19 protein-coding genes and 1 pseudogene are annotated in these 25744 nt (G+C 69.9%); 8 read left to right on the top strand and 12 right to left on the bottom strand.

Translation table 11 applies throughout. The features are described 5' to 3' along the window. Positions 1-27 precede the first annotated feature (27 nt). Positions 28-789: a VOC family protein gene (locus LRS03_RS08130; protein WP_257824890.1), complete on the top strand. Its 762-nt coding sequence runs from the start codon at positions 28-30 to the stop codon at positions 787-789. On the opposite strand, the gene LRS03_RS08125 is transcribed toward LRS03_RS08130, so the two are convergent. From LRS03_RS08125 to LRS03_RS08090, 8 genes are all read right to left on the bottom strand, one after another. Next, positions 786-1532 carry an arginyltransferase gene (locus LRS03_RS08125; protein WP_257824889.1) on the bottom strand — a complete coding sequence of 249 codons (747 nt, stop codon included), beginning with the start codon at positions 1530-1532 and terminating at the stop codon, positions 786-788. The genes LRS03_RS08130 and LRS03_RS08125 overlap by 4 nt on opposite strands. Further along, positions 1529-2296 (bottom strand): leucyl/phenylalanyl-tRNA--protein transferase, encoded by a 768-nt coding sequence (gene aat / locus LRS03_RS08120; RefSeq protein WP_257824888.1) that lies wholly within the window; start codon positions 2294-2296, stop codon positions 1529-1531. The genes LRS03_RS08125 and aat overlap by 4 nt, the downstream gene beginning before the upstream one ends. Further along, positions 2293-3291: an XdhC family protein gene (locus LRS03_RS08115; protein WP_257824887.1), complete on the bottom strand. Its 999-nt coding sequence runs from the start codon at positions 3289-3291 to the stop codon at positions 2293-2295. The genes aat and LRS03_RS08115 overlap by 4 nt, the downstream gene beginning before the upstream one ends. Positions 3292-3378: 87 nt before the next feature. Beyond that, complete coding sequence (locus LRS03_RS08110; protein ID WP_257824886.1) at positions 3379-4137, bottom strand: SDR family oxidoreductase; 759 nt, start codon at positions 4135-4137, stop codon at positions 3379-3381. 58 nt (positions 4138-4195) lie between these two features. Then, a complete protein-coding gene (locus LRS03_RS08105) occupies positions 4196-5311 on the bottom strand; it encodes an alkene reductase (RefSeq protein ID WP_257824885.1) in 1116 nt (371 codons plus the stop codon). A 32-nt stretch (positions 5312-5343) separates the two neighbouring features. Next, on the bottom strand, positions 5344-5955 hold the full coding sequence (locus LRS03_RS08100; RefSeq protein WP_257824884.1) for a TetR/AcrR family transcriptional regulator: 612 nt from the start codon (positions 5953-5955) through the stop codon (positions 5344-5346). A gap of 69 nt (positions 5956-6024) precedes the next feature. Beyond that, positions 6025-7629, bottom strand: a complete 1605-nt coding sequence (locus LRS03_RS08095; protein WP_257824883.1) for a DUF3455 domain-containing protein — start codon at positions 7627-7629, stop codon at positions 6025-6027. A gap of 33 nt (positions 7630-7662) precedes the next feature. Then, on the bottom strand, positions 7663-8508 hold the full coding sequence (locus LRS03_RS08090) for a class I SAM-dependent methyltransferase (RefSeq protein WP_257824882.1): 846 nt from the start codon (positions 8506-8508) through the stop codon (positions 7663-7665). A gap of 106 nt (positions 8509-8614) precedes the next feature. Here LRS03_RS08090 and LRS03_RS08085 point away from each other — a divergent pair, with 106 nt between their 5' ends. After that, a complete protein-coding gene (locus LRS03_RS08085) occupies positions 8615-10660 on the top strand; it encodes a transcriptional regulator (protein ID WP_257824881.1) in 2046 nt (681 codons plus the stop codon). A gap of 37 nt (positions 10661-10697) precedes the next feature. Here the strand turns inward: LRS03_RS08085 and LRS03_RS08080 are convergent, their stop codons facing one another. Together LRS03_RS08080 and LRS03_RS08075 are read right to left on the bottom strand one after the other, a co-directional pair. Continuing rightward, positions 10698-10955 (bottom strand): DUF3297 family protein, encoded by a 258-nt coding sequence (locus LRS03_RS08080; RefSeq protein ID WP_257824880.1) that lies wholly within the window; start codon positions 10953-10955, stop codon positions 10698-10700. Positions 10956-10997: 42 nt separating this feature from the next. Next, positions 10998-11819: a DUF1161 domain-containing protein gene (locus tag LRS03_RS08075; RefSeq protein WP_257824879.1), complete on the bottom strand. Its 822-nt coding sequence runs from the start codon at positions 11817-11819 to the stop codon at positions 10998-11000. 173 nt (positions 11820-11992) lie between these two features. On the opposite strand from LRS03_RS08075, the gene LRS03_RS08070 reads away from it, so the two are divergent. From LRS03_RS08070 to LRS03_RS08045, 6 genes and pseudogenes are all read left to right on the top strand, one after another. Then, entirely contained in the window at positions 11993-13651 is a 1659-nt protein-coding gene (locus LRS03_RS08070; protein WP_257824878.1) for a ShlB/FhaC/HecB family hemolysin secretion/activation protein, read from the top strand. Positions 13652-13932: 281 nt separating this feature from the next. Next, positions 13933-19023, top strand: a pseudogene (locus LRS03_RS08065) (two-partner secretion domain-containing protein); the annotation flags it as partial. Then, positions 19020-22073 carry a caspase family protein gene (locus tag LRS03_RS08060; protein WP_257824877.1) on the top strand — a complete coding sequence of 1018 codons (3054 nt, stop codon included), beginning with the start codon at positions 19020-19022 and terminating at the stop codon, positions 22071-22073. The pseudogene LRS03_RS08065 and the gene LRS03_RS08060, both read left to right, overlap by 4 nt. 43 nt (positions 22074-22116) lie before the next feature. Beyond that, entirely contained in the window at positions 22117-22320 is a 204-nt protein-coding gene (locus LRS03_RS08055; protein ID WP_257824876.1) for a hypothetical protein, read from the top strand. Beyond that, positions 22317-23243, top strand: a complete 927-nt coding sequence (locus tag LRS03_RS08050) for an extracellular catalytic domain type 1 short-chain-length polyhydroxyalkanoate depolymerase (RefSeq protein WP_257824875.1) — start codon at positions 22317-22319, stop codon at positions 23241-23243. The genes LRS03_RS08055 and LRS03_RS08050 overlap by 4 nt, the downstream gene beginning before the upstream one ends. Continuing rightward, positions 23243-24034 carry an alpha/beta hydrolase gene (locus LRS03_RS08045; RefSeq protein ID WP_257824874.1) on the top strand — a complete coding sequence of 264 codons (792 nt, stop codon included), beginning with the start codon at positions 23243-23245 and terminating at the stop codon, positions 24032-24034. Before LRS03_RS08050 ends, LRS03_RS08045 begins: the two co-directional genes overlap by 1 nt. Here LRS03_RS08045 and LRS03_RS08040 read toward each other — a convergent pair. Together LRS03_RS08040 and LRS03_RS08035 are read right to left on the bottom strand one after the other, a co-directional pair. Further along, the gene (locus tag LRS03_RS08040; protein ID WP_257824873.1) at positions 24009-24830 is read right to left on the bottom strand and encodes a methyltransferase domain-containing protein; all 822 of its coding nucleotides are present in this window, start codon (positions 24828-24830) and stop codon (positions 24009-24011) included. The genes LRS03_RS08045 and LRS03_RS08040 overlap by 26 nt on opposite strands. Before the next feature lie 68 nt (positions 24831-24898). Beyond that, positions 24899-25732, bottom strand: a complete 834-nt coding sequence (locus LRS03_RS08035; protein ID WP_257824872.1) for an AraC family transcriptional regulator — start codon at positions 25730-25732, stop codon at positions 24899-24901. Between the last annotated feature and the right edge of the window lie 12 nt (positions 25733-25744).

Here is a 25744-nt window from a genome sequence, read left to right as displayed (position 1 = left end):
AGCGGTCGACCCCTATGCTGCCGGCCCATGTTGAGACTGCGCCAGATCTGCCTCGTGGCCCCCGAACTCGAAGCCGCCGTCGAGCGGGTGCGTCGCATCTTCGGTGTCGAGGTCTGCCACCGCGACGAGGCCGTCGCGAAATACGGCCTCGCGAATGCGCTCTTCGTCTTCGGCCACCAGTTCCTCGAAATCGTCTCGCCCACGCGCGAGGGCACGGCGGCCGGCCGCTTTCTCGAACGCAGCGATGGCCGCGGCGGCTACATGGCGATCTTCGACACGCACGACCCGGAGCGCCGCCAGTCGCTGGTCGAGTCGCTCAATGTGCGCATTGCCCATGTGATGGACGCGCCCGGTTTCCACGGCATCCAGCTCCACCCACGCGATGCCCGCGCCACGATGCTCGAGTTCGACCGCAGCGACGGCAACGAGCGCCTGGATGGCGCCTACTGGCCCGCCGGGCCGCACTGGCGATCTCACCAGCGGCTCGACCGCGTCAGCGGCATCCCGTGGATCGACGTCGAAACGCCCGACCTGAACGGTCTGGCCGTGCACTGGGCGCGCATCATCGACGTGCCCATCGGCGTCGACGATGACGACCTGACCGTGCTGCGCTTCGACCTGGGCGGTGTGCGCTTCCTGCCCGGCACGCCAGAGCGGCTCGCCGCGGTGCACGTGGAGGTGAACGACCCGGCGGCCGTGCTCGCGGCCGCACATGCGGAAGGGTTCGCGGTGGAAGAGGGGGGTTTTCTCTTCTGCGGCGTGCGGATGCTGCCGCGAGCGAGTCTCTAAGCCTGGGACGACGGTACCCAGCGCTCGTTCACCAGCACCTCGTGCGGCCTGAACTGGGCCTTGTACGACATCTTGTCGCTGTCGTTGATCCAGTAGCCGAGGTACACGTGCTTGAGCTTGAGCAGGCGCGTCTGCTCGATCTGCCACATCACGTTGAAGGTGCCGTAGCTCGTGCGCGGCTCAGGCTCGTAGAAGGTGTAGACCGCCGACAGCCCGTCGTTGAGGATGTCGAGGATGGAGACCATCTTCAGTGCGCCGAGCGTGCCGTCGGCCGCGGGCGGCTCGCGGAACTCGACCAGGCGCGAGTTCACGCGGCTTTGCAGCAGGAACTGGGTGTACTGGTCGACGGAGTCGTTGTCCATGCCGCCGCCGCTGTGGCGCCCGGCCTGGTAGCGCAGGTAGAGCTGGTAGTGCTCGGGCACGAAGCAGAGGCGCAGCACGCGGGCCTGCAGGTTGCCGTGCTGCTTCCAGGCGCGCTTCTGGCTGCGCGTGGGTTCGAAGTTCTTGACCGGTATGCGCAGCGGAACGCACGCGCGGCAGCCGTCGCAGAACGGCCGGTAGGTGAACATGCCGCTGCGGCGAAAGCCATTGGCGACGAGGCCCGAGTAGGCGTCGGCGTGGATGAGGTGGCTGGGGGTGGCGACCTGCGAGCGCGCCATGCGACCCGCGATGTAGCTGCACGGGTAGGGCGCGGTGGCGTAGAACTGGATCGACGAGAGCGGCAGCTCTTTCGGGTGGGTCACGGGCCAGGTTCCTCAGGGGCCGCGCCATCGAGATTCAGCTGGGCCCACAGCGAAGGATGATAGGTCCAATCGTTTATAGCCGGTTCCCTTACCCGTGGGGTGATTGCGGCCTCGAACTCGCTGCGCGGAATCTCACGCGCACCCAGAGAGGCGAGGTGCCGTGTGCGCTGCTGGCAGTCGATGAGGGCGATGCTGTGGGCTCGGCAGAACGCGACCATCGCGGCGGTGGCAATCTTTGACGCATCGGTGCGGTGCGAGAACATCGACTCGCCGTAGAACATGCGCCCGAGGTTGATGCCGTAGAGGCCGCCAACCAGTTGCCCGTCGACCCAGGTTTCGAAGCTGTGCACCGCGCCTTGTGCGTGCCAGTCGCAGTAGGCATCGATCATCTCGGGCAGGATCCAGGTGCCCGCCTGGCCGTCGCGCGGCGTGGAGGCGCAGGCGGTGATGACGCGGCGAAAGGCGCTGTCGATGCGGATCTCGCAGCGCGGGTGGTCGAGGATGAAATGACGCAGCGTCTTGCGCAGCGAGCGCGAGACCTTGAACTCGTCGGTGAACAGCACCATGCGCGGGTCGGGCGACCACCACAGGATGGGCTGGCCCTCGCTGTACCAGGGAAACACGCCCTTGCTATAGGCCTCGGTGAGGCGCGCGGTGGTGAGTTCGCCGCCGGCGGCCAGCAGGCCCGGCGCGTCAGACCCTGCGGGCAGGGCCAGCCGCGTGTCGGGCAGCGGGTCGAGCGGATGACGCAGCCACGGGATCATGCAGGGCGCGAATCACAGGCCGGCGCATCTTGCAGCACCGGCTTCTTCTGCGAAAGCGCCACGCCATGCCGCACGGCGACGATCTCCGCGAGGATGGAGACCGCGATCTCCGCGGGTGTGCGCCCGCCGAGATCGAGCCCGATCGGGCCGTGCAGGCGGCCGATCTCCTCGGCCGAGAGGTCGAAGAGCGCGAGCCGCTCGCGGCGCTTGGCGGTGTTGCCACGCGAGCCGAGTGCGCCGACGTAGAACGCGGGCGACTTGAGGGCTTCCAGCAGGGCCAGATCGTCGAGCTTGGGGTCGTGGGTGACGGCGACCACGGCGCTGTGCGGGTCGAGCTGCAGTTCGAGCACCAGGTCGTCGGGCATCGCGGTGCTGAAGCGAGTGCCGGGCACGTCCCAGGTGAGGTGGTATTCCTCGCGCGGGTCGCAGCAGATGATCTCGAAGTCGAGCGCCAGCGCCATCTGCGCGAGCACGCGCGAGAGTTGCCCCGCGCCGATGATGAGCATGCGCCAGCGCGGGCCGAAGAGCGCACGCATCACCTGGCCGTCGAAGCTGAAGGCTTCGCCGCGGGTGGCGGCTTCGATCGTCACCGTGCCGGTGGCGAGATCGAGCCGCCGTGCGACGGCTTCATGGCGGGCGGTGCGGGCGAGTACCTCGTCGATCCATGTGACGTCGGTCAGCGGCTCCTGCACGAGCCTCAGGTTGCCGCCGCAGGGCAGGCCGAAGCGGGCGGCTTCCTCCTTGGTGACGCCGTAGGTGACGAGCGAGGGCTTGTCCATTGCCTCGCCGGCACGCACGCGCTCGATCAGGTCGTCTTCCACGCAGCCGCCGGAGACCGAGCCGACCACGAGCCCGTCGCCGCGCATCGCGAGCAGGGCGCCGGGCGGGCGCGGGGCCGAGCCCCAGGTTTCGATCACGGTGACCAGGCGCACAGGATGGCCTTCGGCGTGCCACTGGCGGGCCTGGGTGAGGACTTGCAGGTCGAGGCTGTCCATGCGTGCGGGTTTGCAAACGGGTGCGAGCCATCGTAGCGCGCACCCGTTGCCCGCGCAGGGGAGAGCTTTCCCCTGGGAACCGCGGCCTCAGCGTGCCGTCATGCCGCCGTCCACCAGCAGCGGATGGCCGACGATGAACGATGCATCGTCGGAGCTGAGGAACACCGCCGCGCGGGCGATCTCCTCGGCCTCGCCGAGCCGGCCGATCGGGTGCGCCTGCTCGATGTAAGGCGCCCGCTTGGGCTCGCGGGCGATGGCGCGCTCGGTCATCTCGGTGTTGATGATGCCGGGGCACACCGCGTTGACGCGGATGCCCTTGCGCGCGTACTCCACGCCGGCCGCACGGGTGAGGCCGAGCACGGCGTGCTTGGTCGCGCCGTAGACCGGCTGGCGCGACGCACCGATCACACCGCCCACCGACGAGGTGTTGACGATCGCGCCGCCCGAGCCCTGTTCGAGCATCTGCGTGATCTCGTGCTTCATGCACAGCCACACGCCCTTGATGTTGACGGCGACGAGCTTGTCGAACTCCTCTTCGGTCGCCTTGTGCAGCGGCAGGTGCTCGATGTCGATGCCGGCGTTGTTGAAGGCGATGTCGAGCCGGCCGAAGAGCGTCACGACCTGCTTCACCATCGCCTCGACCTGGGCCGACTTGGTCACGTCGACGGAGATCGCGATGGCTTCACCGCCAGCCGCTTCGATTTCGGCGGCGACGGCTTGCGCTGCCTCGCCGTTGAGATCGGCCACGGCAACCTTTGCGCCTTCACGCTGATATGCCAGTGCGGTGGCGCGGCCGATGCCGCCCCCGCCGCCTGTCACGAGCGCGACCTTGCCCTGCAGCTTCATTGGACGACCCTCCGCGCAGAGCGCTCCGGGATTCGCACTTGGGAGCGGCCCGGCGTGCTCATGCGTTCACCTCGTCGAGCGAGGGATAGTGGGTGTAGCCGAAGGCACCTTCGCCACCGTAGAGCGGCGCGGCCTTGTCGGGCGCATTCAGCGGCGCGTTCTCGCGGAAGCGGCGCACCAGGTCGGGGTTGACGATGATCTTGCGGCCGAACGAGACCATGTCGGCCCGCCCACTCTTGATCGCCTCGACCGCCATCTCCTTCGTGTAGCCGTTGTTGACCATCCACACGCCGGAATACAGCTTGCGCAGCGCCGCATAGTCGAAGGGCCGGTTGTCGCGCGGGCCGCCGGTGTGGCCCTCGACGATGTGCAGGTAGACCGGGTGCAGCTTCTCCAGCTCGCGCACCACGTGCTCGAAGAGCGGTTGCGGGTCGGGTTCGACGGAGTCGTTGACCGGCGACACCGGCGAGAGCCGCAGGCCCACACGCTCCGCTCCGATCTCGCCGATGACAGCGGCGGTGATCTCCAGCAGGAAACGGGCGCGGTTCTCGATCGAGCCGCCGTACTGGTCGGTGCGCTGGTTGGAGCCGCTGCGCAGGAAGGCGTCGATCAGGTAGCCATGGGCGGCGTGCAGCTCGATGCCGTCGAAGCCGGCCTTGATGGCGTTGGCCGCAGCGGTGCGGAAGTCGTTCACCACGCCGGCGATCTCTTCGGTGGCCAGCGCGCGCGGCTCGGACGTTTCGACGAAGCCCTGACCGATCACATAGGTGCGGGCGGCCGTTGCCTTGATCGCCGAGGGCGCGACCGGCGCCTGCTGCCCCGGCTGGAAGCGCGAGTGCGACACACGCCCGGTGTGCCACAGCTGCACGAAGATCTTGCCGCCCTTGGCGTGCACCGCGTCGGTCACCTTCTTCCAGCCGGCGATCTGCTCGGGCGTGTGCAGGCCGGGCGTTGCGTCATAGCCCTGGGCCTGGGCCGACACCTGCGTGGCTTCGGCGATCACGAGGCCCACGCTCGCGCGCTGCGTGTAGTACTCGACGGCCAGCGGGCCCGGCACGTTGCCTGCGGCGGCCCGGTTGCGGGTGAGTGGCGCCATCGCCATGCGGTTGGCAAGGGTGATGTTGCCAAGCCGGATCGGCTGGAACAGGGGGGCGTCAGAAGTGTTGGCGGTCATGGTGGGGGCGGTGGAGGGGGTCAGCGAGATGCTCAGTGAGAAGAGAGACGAGGATAGAGACGGTCGAGCAGCAGGGCCACGGTGTCGCGCAGCGGTTGCACCGAGCCTTCGACCTTCACGCGCAGCAGCGCGCCTTGCCAGGCGGCCCAGGTGAGGGCGGAGAGTTCGGTGGCATCGATGTCATCGCGCACCACGCCTTCGGCCTGCGCGGCGCGGATCAGCCCGGCCAGGCGCTCGCGCCAGCCGAGCTGGGCTGCCAATAGCGTCTGCCGGCAGCTTTCGCTCACCAGCGCGATCTCCGAGGCGAAGTTGCCGATCAGGCAGCCCGAGGGGCACTCGGCGTGGCGCTCGTGATAGGCCGTCATTTGGGCGAAGACGTGGCGGATGGCCGCCATCGGCGCCTCGGGGGCGGTGGCCAGCATTCGCGTCCACGACAGCTGCATGAACGCCGCATAGCGCTCGGCCACCGCGGTGGCGAAGGCCTCTTTGCTGCTGAAGTGGTTGTAGAACGAGCCTTTGGGCACGCCAGCGGTGTCGGTGATCTGCTGGATGCCGGTGGCGTTGTAGCCCTGCTGGAGGAAGAGGTCGCGCCCGGCGTCGAGCAGGCGCTTGGGGATGTCGGTCGGGTCGGCAGTGCGCGGCATGGCCTGAATAATATGACCAGTCGTCTTGAAGCGTCAAGACGACTGGTCAGCGCCTTTTGGCGCGGGGGCTCAGGACGCGTACAGCAGGTAGTCCGCCGTGTACGGCACCTTGTCCACCTTGCCGATCACGCTCTTGTCGCACCGCTGCGCCGGGGCGGTGCCGCCCACCGTGTTGACACGCTGGATGCTCGTCACCGACGCATAGCGACCGGAGCTGCCGACGGAGCGGGCCGACAGCAGCAGCCACGGGATGGCGCCGGACTGCGGTGCGTCGGCGCGGGCTTCGACCTTGCCGACGATCTTGCTGCCGTCCGCAGCCTCCCAGTGCGGGCCGGCGTAATGCGTGCCGCTCGGCTTGCCCTCGCCATCGAAGAGATCGGCCTGGGGCGAGACGAACACCCACTGCGCGCCGTTCGAGGCGGCCTTGTCGGCGCGGCATTCGTAGACCTGCACACCTTTGGCCGCCACGCGCTCGACCAGCTTGGCATCACCCGCCGGCGCCAGCGCGAACTGCGCCACCGCCTGTGCGCCGATCTGCCGGCCCATCACCAGGCCCACGTCGGTCGCGGTGCGGAAATGGATGCCACCCCAGATGCGCGACACCGCCACTTCACGGGTGAAGTCGTCCAGACTCTTCCACTTGCGCGTGGCGCCGCCCAGCGTGGGGCTCGACGTGCTAAGCACCGGCAGACCGCCCGGGCCCGCTTCGGCCTGCAGGATGCTCGCCATCGCCCCGGCCAGGATCGAATGCGTGCTCGGGTACTCGGGGTGCATCGGCGCGTCGATCAGCGAGGACCAGCCCGCTTCCATCGTGGTGCCGTCGTGGCCGTCGAGGTCGCCGTTGCGGATCGCGGTCACCGGGCGCCAGAAGTTGTAGTGGTACTTGGCGTCCAGTCCGGCGATGAGCCCATCGTCCATCGCCTGCGCGGCGGTGGCGAAGAGGCGCGCGTTCTGCGCGACGGTGCGGTTCGGCTGGTTGGCGACCGAGCGCAGCACGGCGTGGTAGATCGGGGGCAGCGAGTAGTCCCAGAAGCGCGCGATGTCGGTCTGCTCGGCGCTGCGCTTGGTGCTGGCCTTGCTGCCGATGAGGCGCACTTCCTCATAGTCGCGTGCCCATTGCGCACTGTTCAGTGCCGGCGGCGGCCCGGGGCGGAACTGCGCCGGGCCGGCCATGTTCCAGGGCTTGCGCTGCGCCCACTGCGGCGCGGCCACGGCGGGGGTCGGCACGTAGGTGCCGGCGGCGGTGTGCGGGCGGTAGCGCTCGGGCGTGCCGGCGCCATCGTCCAGGCGGCGTGCGAGCACCGCGACCGCGGCCTTTTCGCCGGCGGCGATGCCGGCAGCCTTGGCGGGGCCGTCGGCGATCTTGGCCAGCGCCGCCTGGTAGGCCGTGGTGATCGCCGCCTCTTGCGAGGGCAGCAGCTTGGTGAGCGTCACGCGGTTGGCGGCGGCCACGGCGGCGTCGACATGCGTGTCGGCGCGGCTTCCCGCGGCGATCACGGCATCGTTCACGGCGGTCTGCACGATCGCGATCACGCGGTTGGCCGGGGGCGTGCCGAGCTTGGCGGCGACGATGGTGTCGCCGGCGACGATGTTCCAGTCGGTGATGACGTCGGCGTGGGCCGAGCTGCCGATGGCCACGAGGCAGGCGCCGGCGATGAGGTGACGAGGATTCATGGTTGTTCTCTCAGGTGTGAAGGGGTGGGGTGTTCAGGCGCGGGTGATGACGACCTGCAGGTACTCGCTGGGCACGACCATCGTTCCGTCGTCGGCGCGGTTGAAGCGCGCGATCAGCGAGAGCAGGTCGTCGGCGAGCACGGCCTGCCGGGTGACGTCGAGTGCGGCAAACGCCTTGTGCACCGGGCCGTACCAGCTCTTGAAGACGTGCAGGAAGTGCTCGGGCGAGCGGTAGCGGAACATGAATTGGCGCGACTCGGCGCGGATCTGGCCATGCGCCTCGAAGAGTTCGGCCAGGTGCGGGCGCGAGCCCCACAGCGCGGGAGACTTCACGCCGGCCGGCGGTGCCACGTGCTTGCCCAGCGCCTTGAACATCTCGCCGATGAAGCTCTCGGGCGTCCAGTTGGCCATGCCGATCTTGCCGCCCGGGCGGCACACCCGAAGCATCTCGCTGGCGGTCCGCGCATGGTTGGGGGCGAACATGTTGCCGAAGGTGGAGACGACCACGTCGAAGCTCGCGTCGTCGAAGGGCAGGGCCTCGACGTCGGCTTCGCGGAAGTCGATCTCCGAGAAGCCCTCGGCAATGGCACGGGCGCGGCCGCGCTCCAGCAGCGAGGGCACGTAGTCGGTCGAGGTCACCTCGGCCCAGCGTCGCGCGGCGGCGAGCGTCGCGTTGCCGTTGCCGGCGGCCACGTCGAGCACACGCTGGCCCGAGCGCAGGTCGAGCGCTTCGCACAGCGACTCGCCCACAATCTGCAGGGTGGTGCCGACGACGGCATAGTCGCCGGACGACCAGGCCGCCTGCTGGCGGGTCTTGATGGCGGCGAAGTCGGGGTCGCTGGCGTCGGCGGCAGCGGTCGCGGTGGAAAATGCATTCATCACATGGGCTCCAAAGGTTTGTGTTGACAGGCTCGGCCACCGGGTTCTGTTCGCGGTGTGACCGTAGACAGGACTGTCGAAGTGGTGCGTTGAAACCAGCGTGGAAATGAGCGTGGGAACTGGCGTGGAAACAAGCGAGGCCATCACGGGGACCGGCGGTTTGCGGCTGCAGCTGCTGGGCCCGCTCGTGCTCAGCCGTGCCGGCAGCCTGGTCGTGCTGCCCTCGTCGCGCAAGGTGCGGGCGCTGCTGGCCTACCTGGCGCTGGCCGGCCATGCCGTGTCGCGCCACCACCTGTGCGAGCTGCTCTGGGACCTGCCCAACGATCCGCGCGGAGAGCTGCGCTGGTGCCTGAGCAAGCTGCGCGGCGTGCTCGATGAAGAAGGCAAGACGCGGATCGTGGCCGACGGAGAGAGCGTGCGGCTCGACCTGAGCGCGCTGCAAGTCGACGCTCCGCGTCTCGTGCAGGCCCTGCAGGGCGGCATCGGCACCCTGAGCGCCGATGAGCTGCGTGCCTGGGCCACGAGCTTCCGCGGAGACTTCCTCGAAGGCCTGGACATCCCTCGCAGCACCGCCTACACCGCCTGGCTCACGGCGCAACGGCGTCGGTTCCGTGCGGCGCATGCGGCGGTACTGGAGCGGCTGGCCCTGTCGTTGCCCTTGACGGCCGACGACACCGTGCCGAGCTTCGAGGCCTGGCTGCGCCTGGCCCCTTTCGACGGCCGCGCCCACGAAGGCTTGTTGAACGCACTGGCCGCTGCCGGCCGCTTGCGCGAGGGCGACGAGCACCTGGCCACCGTGGCCCGCCAGTACGAAGCCGAGGGCCAGGACTGGGGCGTGATCGGCCACGCCTGGCGTGCCGCCAAGCAGCGCCACACGCGTCTGGCGGGCGCGGCCACGGTCGAGGTCATCATGGCGGCGCCCGAGCCGACACCACCCACTCCCGCGCGTAGCCGGCGTGCGTCGCTCGCGGTCATGCCCTTCAGCGACCGCTCGCGCGGCGTGAGCGCACGCGGCGGTCTCGGCGACGGCTTGGCGCACGACGTGATCACCCGGCTGGCCAAGCTGCGCAGCGTGTTCGTCATCGCGCAAGGCACGGTGTTCGCGCTCGACGAGCGGCGCATCGGCGCCGAAGACGCGGCGCGCCGCCTCGACGTCGACTACGTGGCCGGCGGTTCGCTGCGCGTTGAGCCCGGCGGGCGACTGACGGTGTCGGTGCAGCTGAGCGAGACGCGCACCGCCCGCGTGCTGTGGGCCGACGTGTTCCAGGGCCGTGTCGGCGACACCTTCGGCGTGCTCGACGAGATCGGCGACCACATCGTGGCTGCGCTGTCGAGCCAGATCGAGGTGGCCGAGCGCAACCGCGCCATCCTCAAGTCACCCAACTCGCTCGACGCCTGGGAAGCCCACCACCGCGGCCTCTGGCACATGATGCGTTTCAACCGCGAAGACAACGAGCAGGCGCGCCATTTCTTCCAGACCGCGGTGCAGCTCGACCCGAGCTTCGCGCGGCCCTACGCCGGCCTCTCGTTCACCCACTTCCAGGATGCCTTCCTCGGCTGGACCGACCGCGCCGAGGCCGAGGAGCTGGCCTACCGTAGCGCGTCGCAAGGCCTGATGGCCGACGACCTCGACCCCGCGGCACGATGGGCGCTCGGGCGGGCGCACTGGCTGCGCGGGCGCATCGACGAGTCCATCGCCGGTTTCGACACCTCGGTCGACCTGAGCCCCAATTTCGCCCACGGCCACTACACCCGTGCCTTCGTGCACTCGCAGACCGGTGACCCCGAACTCGCCATCGCCGCCACCGACCATGCACGCGACCTGAGCCCTTTCGATCCGATGCTCTTCGCCATGCTCGGCACCCGCGCGCTGGCCCTGCTGCGCCTGGGCCGTTACGAAGAAGCTGCCGACTGGGCGATGAAGGCCGCGGCGCGGCCCAACGCCCATGTGCACATCATGAGCATCGCCAAGCACTGCCTCGCGATGGCCGGGCGCAAGCAGCAGGCGATCGAGATGGCCGCGGCCATTCAGCGTGTGCAGCCCGGCTACCGCCTCGACGACTTCCTCAGCGCCTTCCGCTATGGCGCCGACGGCGAGGCGCTGATGCGTCAGGCCGACCGACAGGTGGCCACCTGGTCCCTCTCGCACTGACCGGACTGAGGGTCGAAGAATTCAGCGGGGAACCGCGTCAGCGGTAGTAGGCCTCGACCGTGCCCTTGAGCTTGATGAGCAGGGGCTGGCCCTTGCGGTCGAGCGTCTTGCCGGCGGGCACCTTCACCCAGCCTTCGCTGATGCAGTATTCCTCGACGTCGTGGCGCTCCTTGCCGTTGAGGCGGATGCCGATCGGGTGCTCGAAGACGGCCGCCACGTGGTGCGGGCTGCGAGGGTCGCACGACAGATGGTCGGGCAGGGCGGGCTTGGTCTCGTCGGTCTTCTCTTGGGTCATGAGGGCGTGCGGTCGAAAGCAAAAGCCGCGATTGTCAGCCAGTCAGAGGCGCGGGCCGCGCGGCAGACCGGCCGAGTCGTAGGCCATGCGATGACTGACCCACGACCACAGCCACGCCACGAACGGTAGGGCTAGCAGCAGCCAGAGCCAGTGGCCGTAGGTGCTGAGGAAGCCGGGTTCGTCGTTGTCGGAGGCTGGCGTGGCGCGCAGTGCCGGCGACTCGGCTGGTAGAGAAGCGGGGGCCGGAGGTGCCGCCCGGGCCGTGAGCGGTTCGGCCGGCTTGTCGACCGCCGTGGGTTTGGCCGCGGCCACCACCAAGGGGGCCGGCGACGAGGCCACCGGCGCCACACGCGCAGGCGCGGGGGCCGGAGCTGGCGCTGGCACGGCCGCCGGTTTTGGCGCGACCGCGACCGGTGCCGGCAGGGTAGACGGTGCCGGCGGCTTGGGCGGTGTGACAGGCTCAGGCTTGGGCTTCGGCGGCTCTTTCTGCGCCACCATCGGCGCGGGTGCCGAGGCAGGACGGGGCGCAGGTGTCGGCGCCGGAGTCGGCGCGGGTGTCGCAGCCTGGGTTGCTGGAGCGGGCGTCGATGCGGGATTGCCGCCGTCGCTTGCCAGCGGCGCGCCACCGAAGCGGCGGTAGATCACCTTGCGCGCACCACCTTCGCAGGTGCCGATGACCTTGCCGCCGGGAGGCACCGGCGTGCGCGCCGGCACATCGTCCATCGCGTAGCCCTTGATCTCGGGCGGTATGCGTGAGGCCAGCGTCTGCTTCAGCAGCTCACACGAAGGGGACTGGGCCTGGGCGCCGTGCGCCAGCAGCATCGAAGTGGTGCACAGCAGCAGGCTGTTGCGGAACGAAGGCATGGAATGGAGAGAAAGCGGACAGGTGATGCGGCGGCAACGCTACACCATCCATCGCGGTGCCGCACCGAGGTCTACACCGAGCCGGCATGACGGAAGTCACTCGTCCTACGAATGCGGGATGTGCTTCGGATGGGCGGCGGCGCAACATCGCCGCGCTCATTCGGGGGTGTGCCTTGGAACACAAACGTTGGCTGTCGCTGTCATGCGTGTTGGCAGCGTTGTTCGGCCCGGCAGCTGGCGCCTGGGCCCAGGCGGGGGCCTCGCAACCGGGCCGGGTGGAGCGTGACACACGCCCGCCGCCGGAGCCCATCCGCCGCGACAGCGTGCGCATCGACGCGCCGCGCTTTCCCGAGCAGGTGCCGCCCGGAGCGCAAGAAGTGCGCTTCCTGCTCGGCGAGGTGCAGGTCGAAGGCAACACCGTGCTGTCGACGCAGGCACTGTCGTCCGCGTGGACGCCACTCGTGGGCAAGCCCATCACGCTCGCCGACGCCTTCGGCATCGCGGCCACCATCTCCGCGCGATACCGGGCCGCGGGCTACATCCTCTCGCAGGCGATCATCCCGCCGCAGGACATCCGCACGGTGGGCGTCGGCGTGCTGCGCATCCAGGTCATCGAAGGCTTCATCGGCCAGGCCAGCGTGACCGGCCTCGCCCCCGCCAAGCTCGCGCCGTATCTCGAACGCGTGCGCACCGAGCGCCCGCTGCAACTGGCCACGCTCGAGCGCAGCCTGTTGCTCATCGGCGAACTGCCGGGCGTGTCGTCGCAGGCCAACCTGCGGGCGAGCGCCACGCCGAATGCGTCGGACCTGGAGCTGGTCGCGAGCCAGAAGCGCAGCGAGTTCTCGTTCTCCGCGCACAACCGCAGCTCGCCTTCGCAGGGTCGGCTGCGCCTCGAAGCCTCGGCCGAGGTGCGTGGCGTGATCGGCAGCTTCGACCGGCACAGCCTGCGCTGGGTGGGCTCGGGCGACGATCGGCTCAACATGCTTTCGTATGCGACCGAGATGCCGATCGGCCACAACGGCCTCAAGTTCAACCTGGGCGCCTCGGCCTCGCGCTCGCAGCCCGAGACCGACGTGGCACTCAGCAACATCGACACGCGAAGCGACAACCTCTCTCTCGGCCTGAGCCAAGCCGTGCTGCGAAGCCGTCAGCACAACCTGTCGCTGCGCGGCACGCTCGCGGCCTACGACAACAGCGCCGAAGTGGCCGGTACGGTGGCAAGCGAAGACCACATCCGCGCGCTGCGGGTCGGCATGACCGGCGACCTGGCCGACAGCTGGGGCGGCATCTCGCTGCTCGACGTGGAGTGGTCGAAGGGCTTGTCGAGCCTCGGGGCCGACAAGCAGGGCGACCTGCCCCCCGGCTCGGCCAATCCGCAATTCAGCCGCTGGACCGTCTACGCCGCGCGCCTGCAGAGCATTGCCGGCAACTGGTCCGCGCTCGTCGCGGCCACGGCCCAGGGCTCCAGCGACAGGCTGCCCACCGCCGAACAGCTGGGGCTGGGGGGCGAGACCTTCCTGCGCGCGTTCGACCCGTCGGAGGCCATCGGCGAGAAAGGCTCGGCCGCCAAGCTGGAGCTGCGCTACGACCTCGGCGGCGCACGCATCGCCTCGACGCTCTACGCCTACGGCGAGAGCGGCAAGGTGCAGCGGCGCCAGGCCACCGGGCCGGCGATCGAGACCTCGCTGTCGTCGACCGGCCTGGGCGTGCGCGTGAGCGGCCCCGCCCGCACCCGTGGCTACCTCGAAGTGGCCAAGCCCGGCCGCAAGGACGTCGCCAGCGAAGGCAACCGAAAGGCCCGCGTCTTCGCTGGCCTGGGCATCGATTTCTGAAAGGCACGACATGAAACACGCCGCCCGGACCCAAAAGCCCTTCCGTCCCCACCCTCTGGCGCTGGAGATCTCGCGCGTCTTCACCGCCACCGCGATCTTCGCGGCCGTGCCGCTGGCGATTGCCGCACCGCAAGGCGGCACGGTGACGGCCGGGCAGGCGTCGATCCAGCACAACGGCGCGCTCACCACCATCACCCAGGGCTCGCAGCGCGCGGCCATCGACTGGCGCAGCTTCAACGTGGGCGCCGCCGAGACCGTCAACTTCGTGCAGCCCAACGCGAGCTTCGGCCATCCTCAACCGCGTGGTCGGCAACGACCCGTCGGCGATCTTCGGGCGCATCACCGCCAACGGGCAGGTGCTGCTCATCAACCCCAACGGCATCCTCTTCGGCCGCACGGCGCAGGTCGACGTGGGGGCGCTCACCGCCACCACGTCGAACCTCGGCAACGCCGACTTCATGGCCGGTCGGCTGCACTTTACCGAGCCGGGCAAGCCCGGCGCGACGGTCGAGAACCAGGGCCGCATCACCGTGGCCGAAGGCGGCTTCGCGGCCCTCGTGGGCCGCCAGGTGGCCAACAGCGGCGTCATCACCGCGCGGCTGGGCAAGGTGGCGCTGGCGGGTGGCGATGCCTTCGTGCTCGACCTCTATGGCGACAAGCTCGTGAACCTCATCGTTGACCCCGCGGCCATGGGCGCGTTGACCGATGCACAGGGGCAGCCGTTGGCGGCGCGCGTCGACCACAGCGGCGAGATCGTCGCCGACGGCGGACGAGTGCAGCTGAGCGTGGCCACCGTGAAGCAACTGGTCGACAACCTCATCAACCTGAGCGGCGTGGTGCGCGCCACCTCGTTCACCCAGGCGCAGGGCGTGATCTCGCTGCATGGCGACGCCAACACGCGTGTGAACGTGAGCGGCACGCTCGACGCCTCGGGCGATCGGCAGGGCGGGCGCATCGAGGTCACCGGCCGCGACGTCACACTGCAGTCGGGCGCGTCGCTCGCGGCCACCGGCGGGCAGGGCAGCATCGCGGTCGGCGGCGAGTGGCAAGGCCGCGGCACGCTGGCGCATGCGGATCAGGTGAACGTGGCGCAGGGGGCCACGCTCGACGCGAGCGGCGGCACGCAGGGGCAGGGCGGCACGGTGGTGTTGTGGTCAGACCAGCGCACGCAGTTCGATGGGCGCATTGCCGCCAGTGGCGGAAGCGTGCGCGGAGATGCAGGCCAGGTCGAGGTGTCGTCCAAAGGCACGCTCGGCTTCCAGGGCGAGGTCGATGTGTTCGCGGCGAACGGGCGGCAGGGCTCTCTGCTGCTAGACCCGCTCAACCTCACCATCGCCAGCACCGGCTCGGGCGACTCGCAGATCGCCGCCGACCAGCTGCGCTTCTTCCTCACACGCGGCGCGAGCGTCAACCTCGCGGCCGACAACAACGTGACGGTCGACGCCGAGGTCAACGGTCTCGTGACGGGCGGTGGCGGCGTGGCCGGCGGCGGGCTCACGCTGACGGCCGGCAACAACCTGACCGTCAACCAGAACATCGTGCTCAACAACGGGGCGCTCAACCTCACGGCGACTGGTGGCACGCTGACGCAGGCCGACGGGACGGTGCTCTACACCGGCAGCGGCGCGGCCAACCTGCGCGGGGGGGCGGGGGTGGACCTCGGGCAGGTGTTGAGTGGCGGGGCGGTCGACATCCGCAGTGCCAATGGCGCGCTGACGGTGCGCAATGCGCTGGTGGCGGCCACGACAAATGGGGCAGTGGCGCCGGTCGCGAGCCTCAACGTCGAGGGCGCCGGCGCGGTGACGCTGAACGGCGCGCTGGTGCAGGGCAACGCGACGGTGCGCAGTGTCAATGCGGGGGTGAGCCTTGCGGGTGCGGTCCTGCAGACGAACGCCGGCAACCTGAGCGTCACGGCGGGCACGACCCTCTCCACCGCCGCCAGCAACATCGGGCTCGTGTCCGGGGGCACGGTGAGCGCGACGGCGGGTCAGGCGATCGACCTGGGTGCGGTCATCAGCACCGGCACGGCGACGCTCACCTCCACCGGCGCCGGTGTCACCGTGCGGCAGGCGGTGACGGGCGCGGGTGCTGGGGCCGCCGAGGGCTTCACGGTCAATGCTGCGGGGGCCGTGGCCCTCGCCGGTGCCAACACCGGGGCGGGTGGCGTCAACATCACCACCACCAGCGGCAACATCACCTCGCTCGGCAGCAGTGCGTCCCAGGGGGGCCTGGTAAGCACCGGCAACGTGATCCTGCATGCCGATGCCGGACAGGTCGGCACCACCACCGCGCCCATCAACGTGCAGGCGGGCGGCAACGTGCTGCTCGATGGCCATACCGGCGTCACTGCGGCGACGGTACTGGCGCGGGGCAGCGTGGGTATCGAGGCCGATGCCGGCGGCGTGCGCTTCGTGGCCGACGCGTCGGCCACGCCCACGCTGCGGCCCATCACCGGCGTCGGCGGCGTGCCCACCTCGGTGTCGATCACCGCCCGCGACGCGATCGACGTCGCCGGCGCGTCGGCCGGGTCGGGGGGCATCACGATCGACAGCAGTGCCGGGACCGTGACGCTGCGCAATGCCTCGCTCTTCAGCAGCGGGCCGGTGCGGGTGGAAGCCGAAGGCAACGTGACCCTGCTCGACGGCGCCGGCATTGCCACCACAGGTGCCACTGGTGGCGTGACGGTGACCTCGAACAACGGCACGCTGACCCTGGGCAACGCCGGCATCCGGGCCGAAGGCGATGCGGTCAACGTGACCCTGCGCAGTCGGGGCGACATGAACATCAACGGCGACATCCAGACCCGCTCGGGCACCATCGACCTCGGCTCTGCCGATGGCGCCGTGACGGTGCTCGCCTCCTATGACGACCCAAGCCTGGCCGCCAACGCCACGCTGGACGCCGGCAACCATGCTTCGCGTTCGATCGTCCGCGTGAACGGCCAGAACCGGGTCGAGGTGGGAGAACTCATCGCCTACAACAGTGTCGACGTGAGCTCCGACGCGGGCGACGTGGTGTTCAAGCGTGGCCTGGGCGGGCGCCTCGAGGGCACGTTCAACGGCAACAACGTGCAGCTCACCACCGGCTATGTCGACTATGCGAGCGGCTACCAGGCGCAGTACCGGCCCAACGTCGGCCGTGTGGAGATCAGTGCGCCGCTCGGCTCGGTGGAGGTCAACGGCCTCAACCTGGACGGCAACGAGAGCCCGACTTCCCTCTTGCCTGGCTTGAGGATCACTGCAGGCCGCTACATCGTCAGCAACAACGAAATCGCCGTGAACAAGGGCGACATCGAGCTCACGAGCACCGGAACCGGCGCGACCGACGGGGTCTACCTCGGCAACAGCGTCTATTCGCGCGGCTACGACACGGTGGTGGGCGGTGTGCGCCAGAAGATCGGCTATGGCATCCGCATCAGTGGCCGCACGCTGGGGCTCTTCGACAACACGGCCGAGATGGCGCGGCTGCCGGTCGACGTGTACACGCTCTCATGGACCGAGGGCACGACGCCCCGTACCGCGACGGTCGACGCCGCCGGCTTCGTCGTCGACGACATGGGCGTGCGTGTGCGCACCGCGGGCGGAAACTACCAGATGGCGGGGTTCCGCTCCGATGCGGTCAGCACCGGCGTCGACGACATCCGCGTCTTCGAAGTGAATGCTGCCGGCGTCGAGGTGTCGTCCGGCCTCCAGGTGAGTGGTGTGCAGGGCAACGCCAGCGAATACACCGACGCGGGCCGCCAGGTGGCGGTGCCGCAGCCGACCGAGATCGCCAAGATCGAGATCGCCAACAACGTGGCGAACTACCAGGACTACCGCATCGGCGCAGGGGCGTACGACAACCGCGGCCGCCTGGTCGCCGCCACCACCGTCATCCCTGGGCAGGATCGCGACATCGTGGTGGGCGGCGGCTCGATCGCCATGACCTTGGCCGGCGTGGCAGAAGCCCTGCCGCGAACGGTGCCCACGACACCTCGGCCGTATGTGCCGGGGTCCCCCATCCGCATCGGCAATTTCGCACCGCGGCTGACGTCCTTGCACACGACGCCTGTGCAAACGAATCCGGTGCAGTCGGAGGATCCGGACGATCCGGTGGTTCGTGGCGCGACCCAGGGCATCGGCCTCAAATTGCTGGGCTTCGAGGAAAGCGGCGACATCTCGACGCGCGTGTGGTCGTCGAGGGTCCATGTGCTGCTCGGAGGTGCCAACTTCTTCCTCGGTGGGTTCGACATCGACACCGTCGGCTTCCCGAGCAGCGTGTCGCCGGATGCCGGCTTCACCGTGCAGGGGCCTGCACAGCTCGTCAGGACCTACGAGATTGGCGGCGTCGTGCAGCCGGCAGAGGTGGTCGCGGTCGGAGCCGAGTTCCTGTTCCAGTTCAACTCGGCCGAACGAATCCAGGCCGAGTTCATCTCGGCGCGATTTACTGGCGCCCTGCCTTCGACGCCGCTTCCCCCTGGGGCCAACCTCGTCAGCGACTGGAGCCTCGTCCCGCTTCCAAGCACAGGCAGCCCTGGGTCCCTCGTCACGGTACGCTTGGTCGACGCCGCGCCGAGCATCGCACGCGGCGCGGCAGGGGTGGCGCACGGTGTCGACTTCCGCGCAGGCCTGTATCCCAGCCATGCCGGCGGGTCCACGACAACGGGCCTGCAAACCAATGGAACGGTCACCCCGGGTTTCCGGCTGCTGAGGCCCTCTTATGTGTACCGCCTGGACTCGAATGACGATCCGTTTCTGAGTCCCGTGCCGACCGATGGTCCGAGGTCGTTCCAGCTGGACAACATCGTGGTCGATTCGATCGGCGCGAACCACCTGTATGGCTCGGACATCATCGGCACGCGCGTCTTCGTCTTCGATGGCGTGATCGACTCGGCCAACGGGCGCCGGCAGACCGACTCCTTCACCGGCGTCATCATCCCCGGCGGCAGCGGCATTCCCGGTTTCAACAACAGCACCGTCGGCTTCACCGGCGTCGGCACCGGCTTCTCGCTGACCACGGGCACGGCGGGCAGCACCGGAGCCGGCACGGCCACCGGCGTGAACGCAGGTGGCGTGGTCATCCCCGGCGGGCAAGGGGGCGCCGGTATGCCGCCAAGCGTCGACGACCGCAGCGCGCAAGACACCGCAGGGGCAGGGGCGGTCATCGCTGACGCCGGTGCTGCCGCCCCCGGCACGAGCGATGTTATCTTCGGCGCCCGGCCCTCCGGGCAGGCCGACCTCGGCCGCGGCGGCGCAGTGCCCGGGTCGGCGGTCAACGTGTTCAAGAAGCGCTACCGCCTCGCCACCTCGTCGAACGCCAGCGTGTGCGCGCCCGGCGTGGTGCAGTCGACGCCGGCCGAGGGCGGTGCTGCGCGCGATTGCGGAGGGCCGTGAGTTTGCGGCGGGCCTGGCTCGCGCTTGTGCTCGCGTTGGCCGGCCCGTGGTGCATGGCCGCGGTGCCGAGCGCCACGCCGCAGCTGCGACTGGTGCAGGAGATGCACAACGCGCCGCTCGGTCAGATCCGCGGCGATGCGGCTCACACGCGGCTCTACACCGTCTCGGCCGACAAGACCCTGCGCATCTGGCGCATGGCCGACCTACAGCTGCTGCGCACCGTGTACCTGCCGGCCGAGCCCGGCATCGAAGGCACGCCTTACGGGCTGGCGGTGAGCCGTGACGGGCAACGCGTCTACGTGGCCGGCATCACCGGCTGGGCCTGGGCGAAGGCGGCGCACATCTATGTGGTCGATGCGGAGCGGGGGCGCATCACCGGCAAGCTCGGTCGTTTCGACAACGATGTGGTGGTCTCGCTCGACCTCTCGCCCGATGGCAGGCGACTCGCCGTCGGGTTGGGCCGGGGCGGACTGCAGCTGATCGATGCCGAGAGCGGCGCGCCGGCGGGGGGCGACGCCGCGTATGGCGGGCCCGTCACCTTCGTGCACCACGGTCCCGACGGCCGCCTGGCCACGACATCCGAAGACGGCTGCGTGCGGGTCTACGGCCGCGACATGGCCCTCGCGTTCCGGGCGCAGTACCCGCCGGTGGCCGCCGGCCAGCCGCAGTGCACCGGCTCCGAGCTGGGCGGCATCCGCTTCTCGCCCGACGGCCGGTGGCTGGCGTTCGGCGTGCGCTACAAGTCCGATGGTGGACACCAGCAGCCCGAGGTCACGGTGATGGACGCGGCCACGCTCGCGGTGCGGCGCACGCTGCGGCCCGAGGCGTCTGACCAGCAGTCGTTGTGCTGCATCGCGTGGTCGCCCGACAGCAGCACGCTCTATGTAAATGGCAACGTGGCAGGCGACGGACCCACCCCGGTCTACCGTGTGCGCGATGTGCGTTCCGGCCCGCTGGAGCGCTGGAACGTGGGCCGCCAGCAGATCAGCAACATGCTGCCCCTGCCGCAAGGGCGCATCGTGCTGGCGACCACCGTGCCTTCGCTCACGCGCGTGGGGGACGACGGGCAGGTGGTGATCGACCGCGACGGCCAGCCGCAGCAGCGCCTGCCTCACAACATCGATTTCCACGGCCAGCGGGCCGATGCGAACGCCTTGCGTGTGTCGGCCGACGGCCAGTCGCTGGTGCTGTCGCGCGGCGATGCCTCACGCCTGCGGGTGAACCTGGCTGCACCCCAGCAGCTGGCCGTGTTGTCCACCGAAGCGCTCGACGACCCGGCCCTGCAGCCGGCGCGGCGCAGCGGCGCCGTGAAAGTGGAGACGGCCACCGGCATCTATGCCTACCGTGAGCCGACGCGCGTCAATGGCAAGACCGTGGTGCTCGACCGCGAAGAGAGCGTGCGCAGCTGGGCTGTGCACGCCTCCCAGCCCATCGCAGCCTTCGGCACGCAATGGCGCCTGCACCTGGTCGATGCACAAGGCCGCCCGCTCAAGGGCTGGGAGAACCCACCGTACCTCGGCGCACCGGCGTACCACACCCTCATCACCGCAGATGGCAGGAAGGTGGTGGTGGCGCTTGGCGACGGCACGCTGCGCTGGTTTGGCGTGGACAGTGGCCGCGAGCTGCTGGGCCTCTTCGTGCACAACAACGGCAGCGACTGGGTGGCCTGGCGGGCTGACGGCTACTACGCCTCGTCGCCGCAGGGCGACCAGTACGTGGGCTGGCTCGTCAACCGTGGCGACGACCGCAGCCCCGACTTCCATCGTGCGGTGCAGTTCGAGCGACGCCTCTACCGGCCCGATCTCGTGCGCGCCGCCTTGCGGCCGGCCACGCTGGCCGCCATCGCGAGCGCGCAGCAACTGGCCGAGACGCTGCGCCAGATGGCCGCGCCGCGCGTGAGCATCGAGGCGATCACGCCGGGCGCCGAGGCCGGCACGGTGGCGGTGCGCCTGAGTGCCGAATCCACCGGCCAGCCGATCGACGAAGTCGGGGTATATGTCGACGGCGTGCCGGTGCTGCGCCCGGCCGAGCGGCGGGTCGCGCCGGGCGATGCGCAGCGCCTGGTCCGCACGGTGACCGCGCGGGTGCACGGCGCGGGCTCGGTGATCCGCGTCGAGGCCGAGACCGAGCGCTCGCTGGGCATCGACGAATCGGCCCCGCTCGCGCCACCAGCCGCCGGCCGCGCGCGGCCCGGCAAGCTGTGGCTGGTGGTGACCGGTGTGTCTCGCTTCGACAGCGTGCTCGCCTGCGAAGCGCGCGGCGACTGCAAGGTGCGTGTCACCCAGCTGCCCAACACCACGCGCGACGCCCGCGAGCTGGCCGCGGTGCTCACCCGCCACACCGGCAAGCTCTTCAGCAGTGTGAGCACCGTGCTGCTGGCCGACGGCACACCCGACCAGCCGACCAAGGCCAACCTCGTCTCGCGCCTGAAGGAGCTGGAGCAGGTGAGCCCCGACGACACCGTGCTCGTCTTCGTGGCCTCGCACGGCTTCACGCCCGACCCGGCTTCGGGCGAGTACTACTTCCTCACGCAAGACACGACCCAGCAGGACCTGCTCGCCGTGGTGAGCGCCAAGCCCGGGCAGCCGGTCGACGTGCGCGCCGCCGCCAGCCTGATGAGCGGCACCGAGCTGCATGCGCTGCTCAAGCGTGTGCCGGGCAAGCGCATCCTCGTGCTCGACACCTGCCACGCCGGAAGCGCCGACGGGCGCAACGACCCGTATGCCCTGTCCAAGCGAAGCGCGGCGGCGCAGATCGCGGTGCTGTCGTCGTCGCAGGGCGATCAGCTGTCGTACGAAATCCCGCCCGACCCGGCCGGCAACACGCCGCAGCATGGCGCCTTCACCTACGCCCTGATCGAAGCGCTGTCGGGCCGTGCCGCCGCGGCGCCCGGTGCGCCGGTCACGCTGCAGAGCGCCTTCCGCTATGTCGGCCCGCGGGTGGGCGACCTGCTCAAGCGGGTGCCGCGGGCGCCCTCGCAACGCGCGCTGCAGACGCCGACCCTGAGCGCGAACCCGGCACTTGCCGGCACCGCCCTCGCCGTGCCATGAAGATGCAGTATGGTGGCGCCTTCTTCTTTCGCAGGAGGCGCAGGTGCGATCCATTCCCCTCGTGGTCACCGTCCTGATGGTGCAGGCCTGCTCGTCGCAGCAGCTCTATGGCACCGGCCAGGAAATGCAGCGCAACGAGTGCCGCAAGATCGTCGACATGCAGGAGCAGCAGCGCTGCATGGCCAAGGCCAACATGCCGCACGACGAATACAAGCGGCAGGCCGAGGCCGCCAAGGGCAACAAGTGAGCCTTGTGCGCTGGATGGCGTTGCTGGCGACCACGATGGCGCTGGCCGCACCCGCCCATGCCGCGGGCGATGGTGCGATCAAGGGGCCGGGCGACTACACGTTCTCGTTCGAGCACGGCGGCAAGACGCGGCACTACCGTGTGCACGTGCCGCCGGGTTTCAGCGCCGACAAACCGATGCCGGTGGTCTTCTCGCTGCACGGCGGGGGCGGCTCGATGGACTTCCAGGCCGACGACCGCTTCTACGGCCAGGTTTCGAAGGCCGACGCGGCCGGCTACGTGGCGGTGTTCCCCAACGGCTACAGCCGCTTTCGCGGTGGCCGGCTCGCCACCTGGAACGCCGGCCACTGCTGTGGACTCGCCCGCGATGAAAACGCCGACGACGTGGGCTTCATCCGCGAGATCGTCAAGCGCCTGAGCATGCAGCCGGGCATCGACGCCAAGCGCTTCTATGCGAGCGGCATGTCCAACGGCGCGATGATGAGCTACCGCCTCGCCTGCGAGATGCCCGAGACCTTCCGTGCCATCGCGGCGGTGGCCGGCACCGACAACACGCGCAGCTGCCAGCCGTCATCGCCCGTGTCGGTGCTGCACATCCACGCCCGTGACGACGAACTGGAGCTGTTCGACGGTGGCGCCGGCCGCAAATCGCGTGCGGTGACGTCTTTCGTGTCGGTGCCCGACTCCGTCGCGAAATGGGTGCAGCTCAACGGCTGCCAGCCCCAACCCACGCGGGTGCTCGACAAGCCCGGCGCAATGTGCGAGGCCTACACCGGATGCCGAGGCGGCGCCGAGGTGAAGCTGTGCGTCACCGAGACCGGCGGGCATTCCTGGCCCGGTGGCGAAAAGCCGCGCGGCCGCGGCAAGGGGTCGACCGCGATCTCGGCCACCGATGTGATCTGGGATTTTTTCAGCACACGATGATGAAGATGCGTTCCACGGTCTGGCCTGCCGTTGCCGTGCTCGCACTGGGCCTGGCGGGTTGCGCGAACAACCGGCCCATGGAGGTGCCCATGCGCACCTTGGCGCAGCCCGCGCCCTGCGGCCCGACCGACACGCTGGTGGTGATGCTGCCCGGCACCCACTCTCTGCCGGAGGAGTTCCTGCGCGAAGGCTTCGTGCGCACGCTGCGCGAGCGTCAGGTCGCCGCCGACGTGGTGCTGGTCGATGCGCACACCGGCTACTACCAGAGCCGCACCATCATCGACCGCCTGCATGCCGACGTGATCGAGCCCGCACGTGCACGCGGTGTGCGTCGCGTCTGGATCGTCGGCATCTCGCTCGGGGCGGTGGGGGCGATGCTCTATGCCGACGAGCATCCGCAGGCACTCGATGGCGTGGTGCTGCTGGCGCCTTACCTCGGCACCCGCCTCACGGCGCTCGAGATCGAAAACGCCGGCGGTCTTGCAAAGTGGCCTGCGCCGCAGCGCCGGGCCGACGAGGAGCTCGACAGCCGGCTGTGGCGCTGGTTGAAAGGGCAGACCCAACAGGCACGGCCACTGCACATCGTGCAGGGCTACGGCGTCGACGACCGATTCGCCTACAACAACCGCCTGTTCAGCCAATCCTTGCCGCCGGCCCGGGTGTTCACCGCCGACGGCGGGCACGACTGGCCGGCGTGGAATGCGCTGTGGAGACGCATCGCGGGCGAGCTGCCGCTGCCGCGGAGCGTGGCCTGCCATGCGGCGGTCACGGCACCCGCACCACAGCCTTGAAGAAGGTGTAGCAGAAGACCCCATCGGACTCAGCCGTGCGCTGCAAGGCGCGCACGCCCTCGTCGAACGCGTCGGCGCGGGTGAGGCCGGCGCCGATCGCATCCTCGCGCACACCTTCGACCATGGCGGTGAAGGTCTTGCGGGTGAAGCCGTCGACCCACGCCGGCCGGCTCGCATCCACGTACACGAAGCGCGGCGACACCTCCACTTGCGCAGCACCCGCCGCCTGCAGCAAGGGGTAAAGCTGGCGGCCGATCAGGGCGTTGCCGCCCGCACGGGCTTGCAGCTGCACCTGGCAGTCGATCGCGTGGCGTGCGGCGGCGCTTTCGGGGTGGAACATCACCGAGCCGTGGTCGCCCTCGATGGCGGTCAGCGTGCCGCCCGGTCGCACCAGCTGCAGCAGCGTGCGCAGGCAACCGACCGGGTCGGCCAGGTGTTCGAGCACGAAGCAGACGAACACATGGTCGAACGACGCCGCGGCGAAGGGCAGGGCGCGCAGGTCGGCTTCCCGGAAGCGCGTGTTGTGCAGGCCGGCCGCGGCGGCGCGCTCGCGCGCCATGGCCAGCGAGGCAGGCGAGATGTCGACGCAGGTGAAGTGCGCTTGCGGGCTCTGGGCGGCAAGCGTCAGCGTCTGCGCACCGGTGCCGCAGCCGGCTTCGAGCACGCGGCTGCCCGTGGGGTAGTGGGTGTCGTGGTGCAGCAGGTCCGACAGCGTGCGGGCCTGGTCGTGCAGGCGTTGCTGCTCGCGGTCGTGGTAGCCGTGGACGTAGGCATGGGGGGCTTCAGCAGCGGTCATGACAAGGCAAAGAAGCGGTGGTGGTGATCGCGCCAGTCTCGGCGCACGCACGGCTTCGGTCTTGAACGCTATTGCAGGGCGGCCTGACGCCACGCGCCGGGGGTGAAGCCCAGTTGCTGCGCGAAGCTGCGCGTCATGTGGCTCTGGTCGGCGAAGCCGCTCGCGAGGGCTGCGTCGGCCAGGCCGGCGCCGCGTGCGATGAGCGTGCGGGCGCGTGCCACACGCTGCTGGCGCGGCCAGGCGTGGGGCGGCAGACCATGCGCCTGGACGAAATGGCGCAGCACCTGGTAGCGGCTGAGCCCGGCCAGGGTGGCCAACTCGGCGAGCGAGGGGGTCTGGGCGAGGTCGTCGGCGAGGCGGTCGCGCACGCGGTCCATCGGGGCGGGTGGGCCGTGCGGCCGGGTGGCGAGGTTGGCGTGCTGCGCCAGCAGGCGGCCGCACACATGGGCCCAGGCCTCATCGCGGGCGAGGGTGTCGCCGCCGCGGCGTGTGACGCCGCCCAGCAACAGCGCGAACAGCTGCTGCAGCGCCAGGCGCAGCCGGGGGTCGGCGAAGACGGGCTGTGTCAGCACGAGAGACGGGTTTGGCGTGTCACCTGGCGCCTGGGTGCTGGCCTGCAGGGCGGCGCCGTCCATGTAGACCATGCGCCAGCGCCGCGCCGGCGCGCCCAGCGGGCGGCCGTCGTGCACCTCGCCCGGGTTGGTGCTGATCAGGTGGCCGGCATAGGCCTGCACCGTGCCGCGGGCGCTGGCCGAACAGTGCGCGCCATCGTCGATGAGGCCGAGCCCGAAGGTGTCGTGCCAGTGGCGCGGGAAATGCCGCGAGCTTTCGATCTGCGTCAGGTAGACGCCGGGCCAGGGCGTCGATGCCACCTCGCAGCGATGCAGCTCAGTGGCGGCCATGCCGCTCAGGCC

Source organism: Rhizobacter sp. J219 (assembly GCF_024700055.1).
In the GTDB taxonomy this organism is placed as follows: Bacteria; Pseudomonadota; Gammaproteobacteria; order Burkholderiales; family Burkholderiaceae_C; genus Rhizobacter.
The sequence above is the reverse complement of the archived record's forward strand: the minus strand, read 5'-3'. Positions and strand labels throughout refer to the sequence as shown.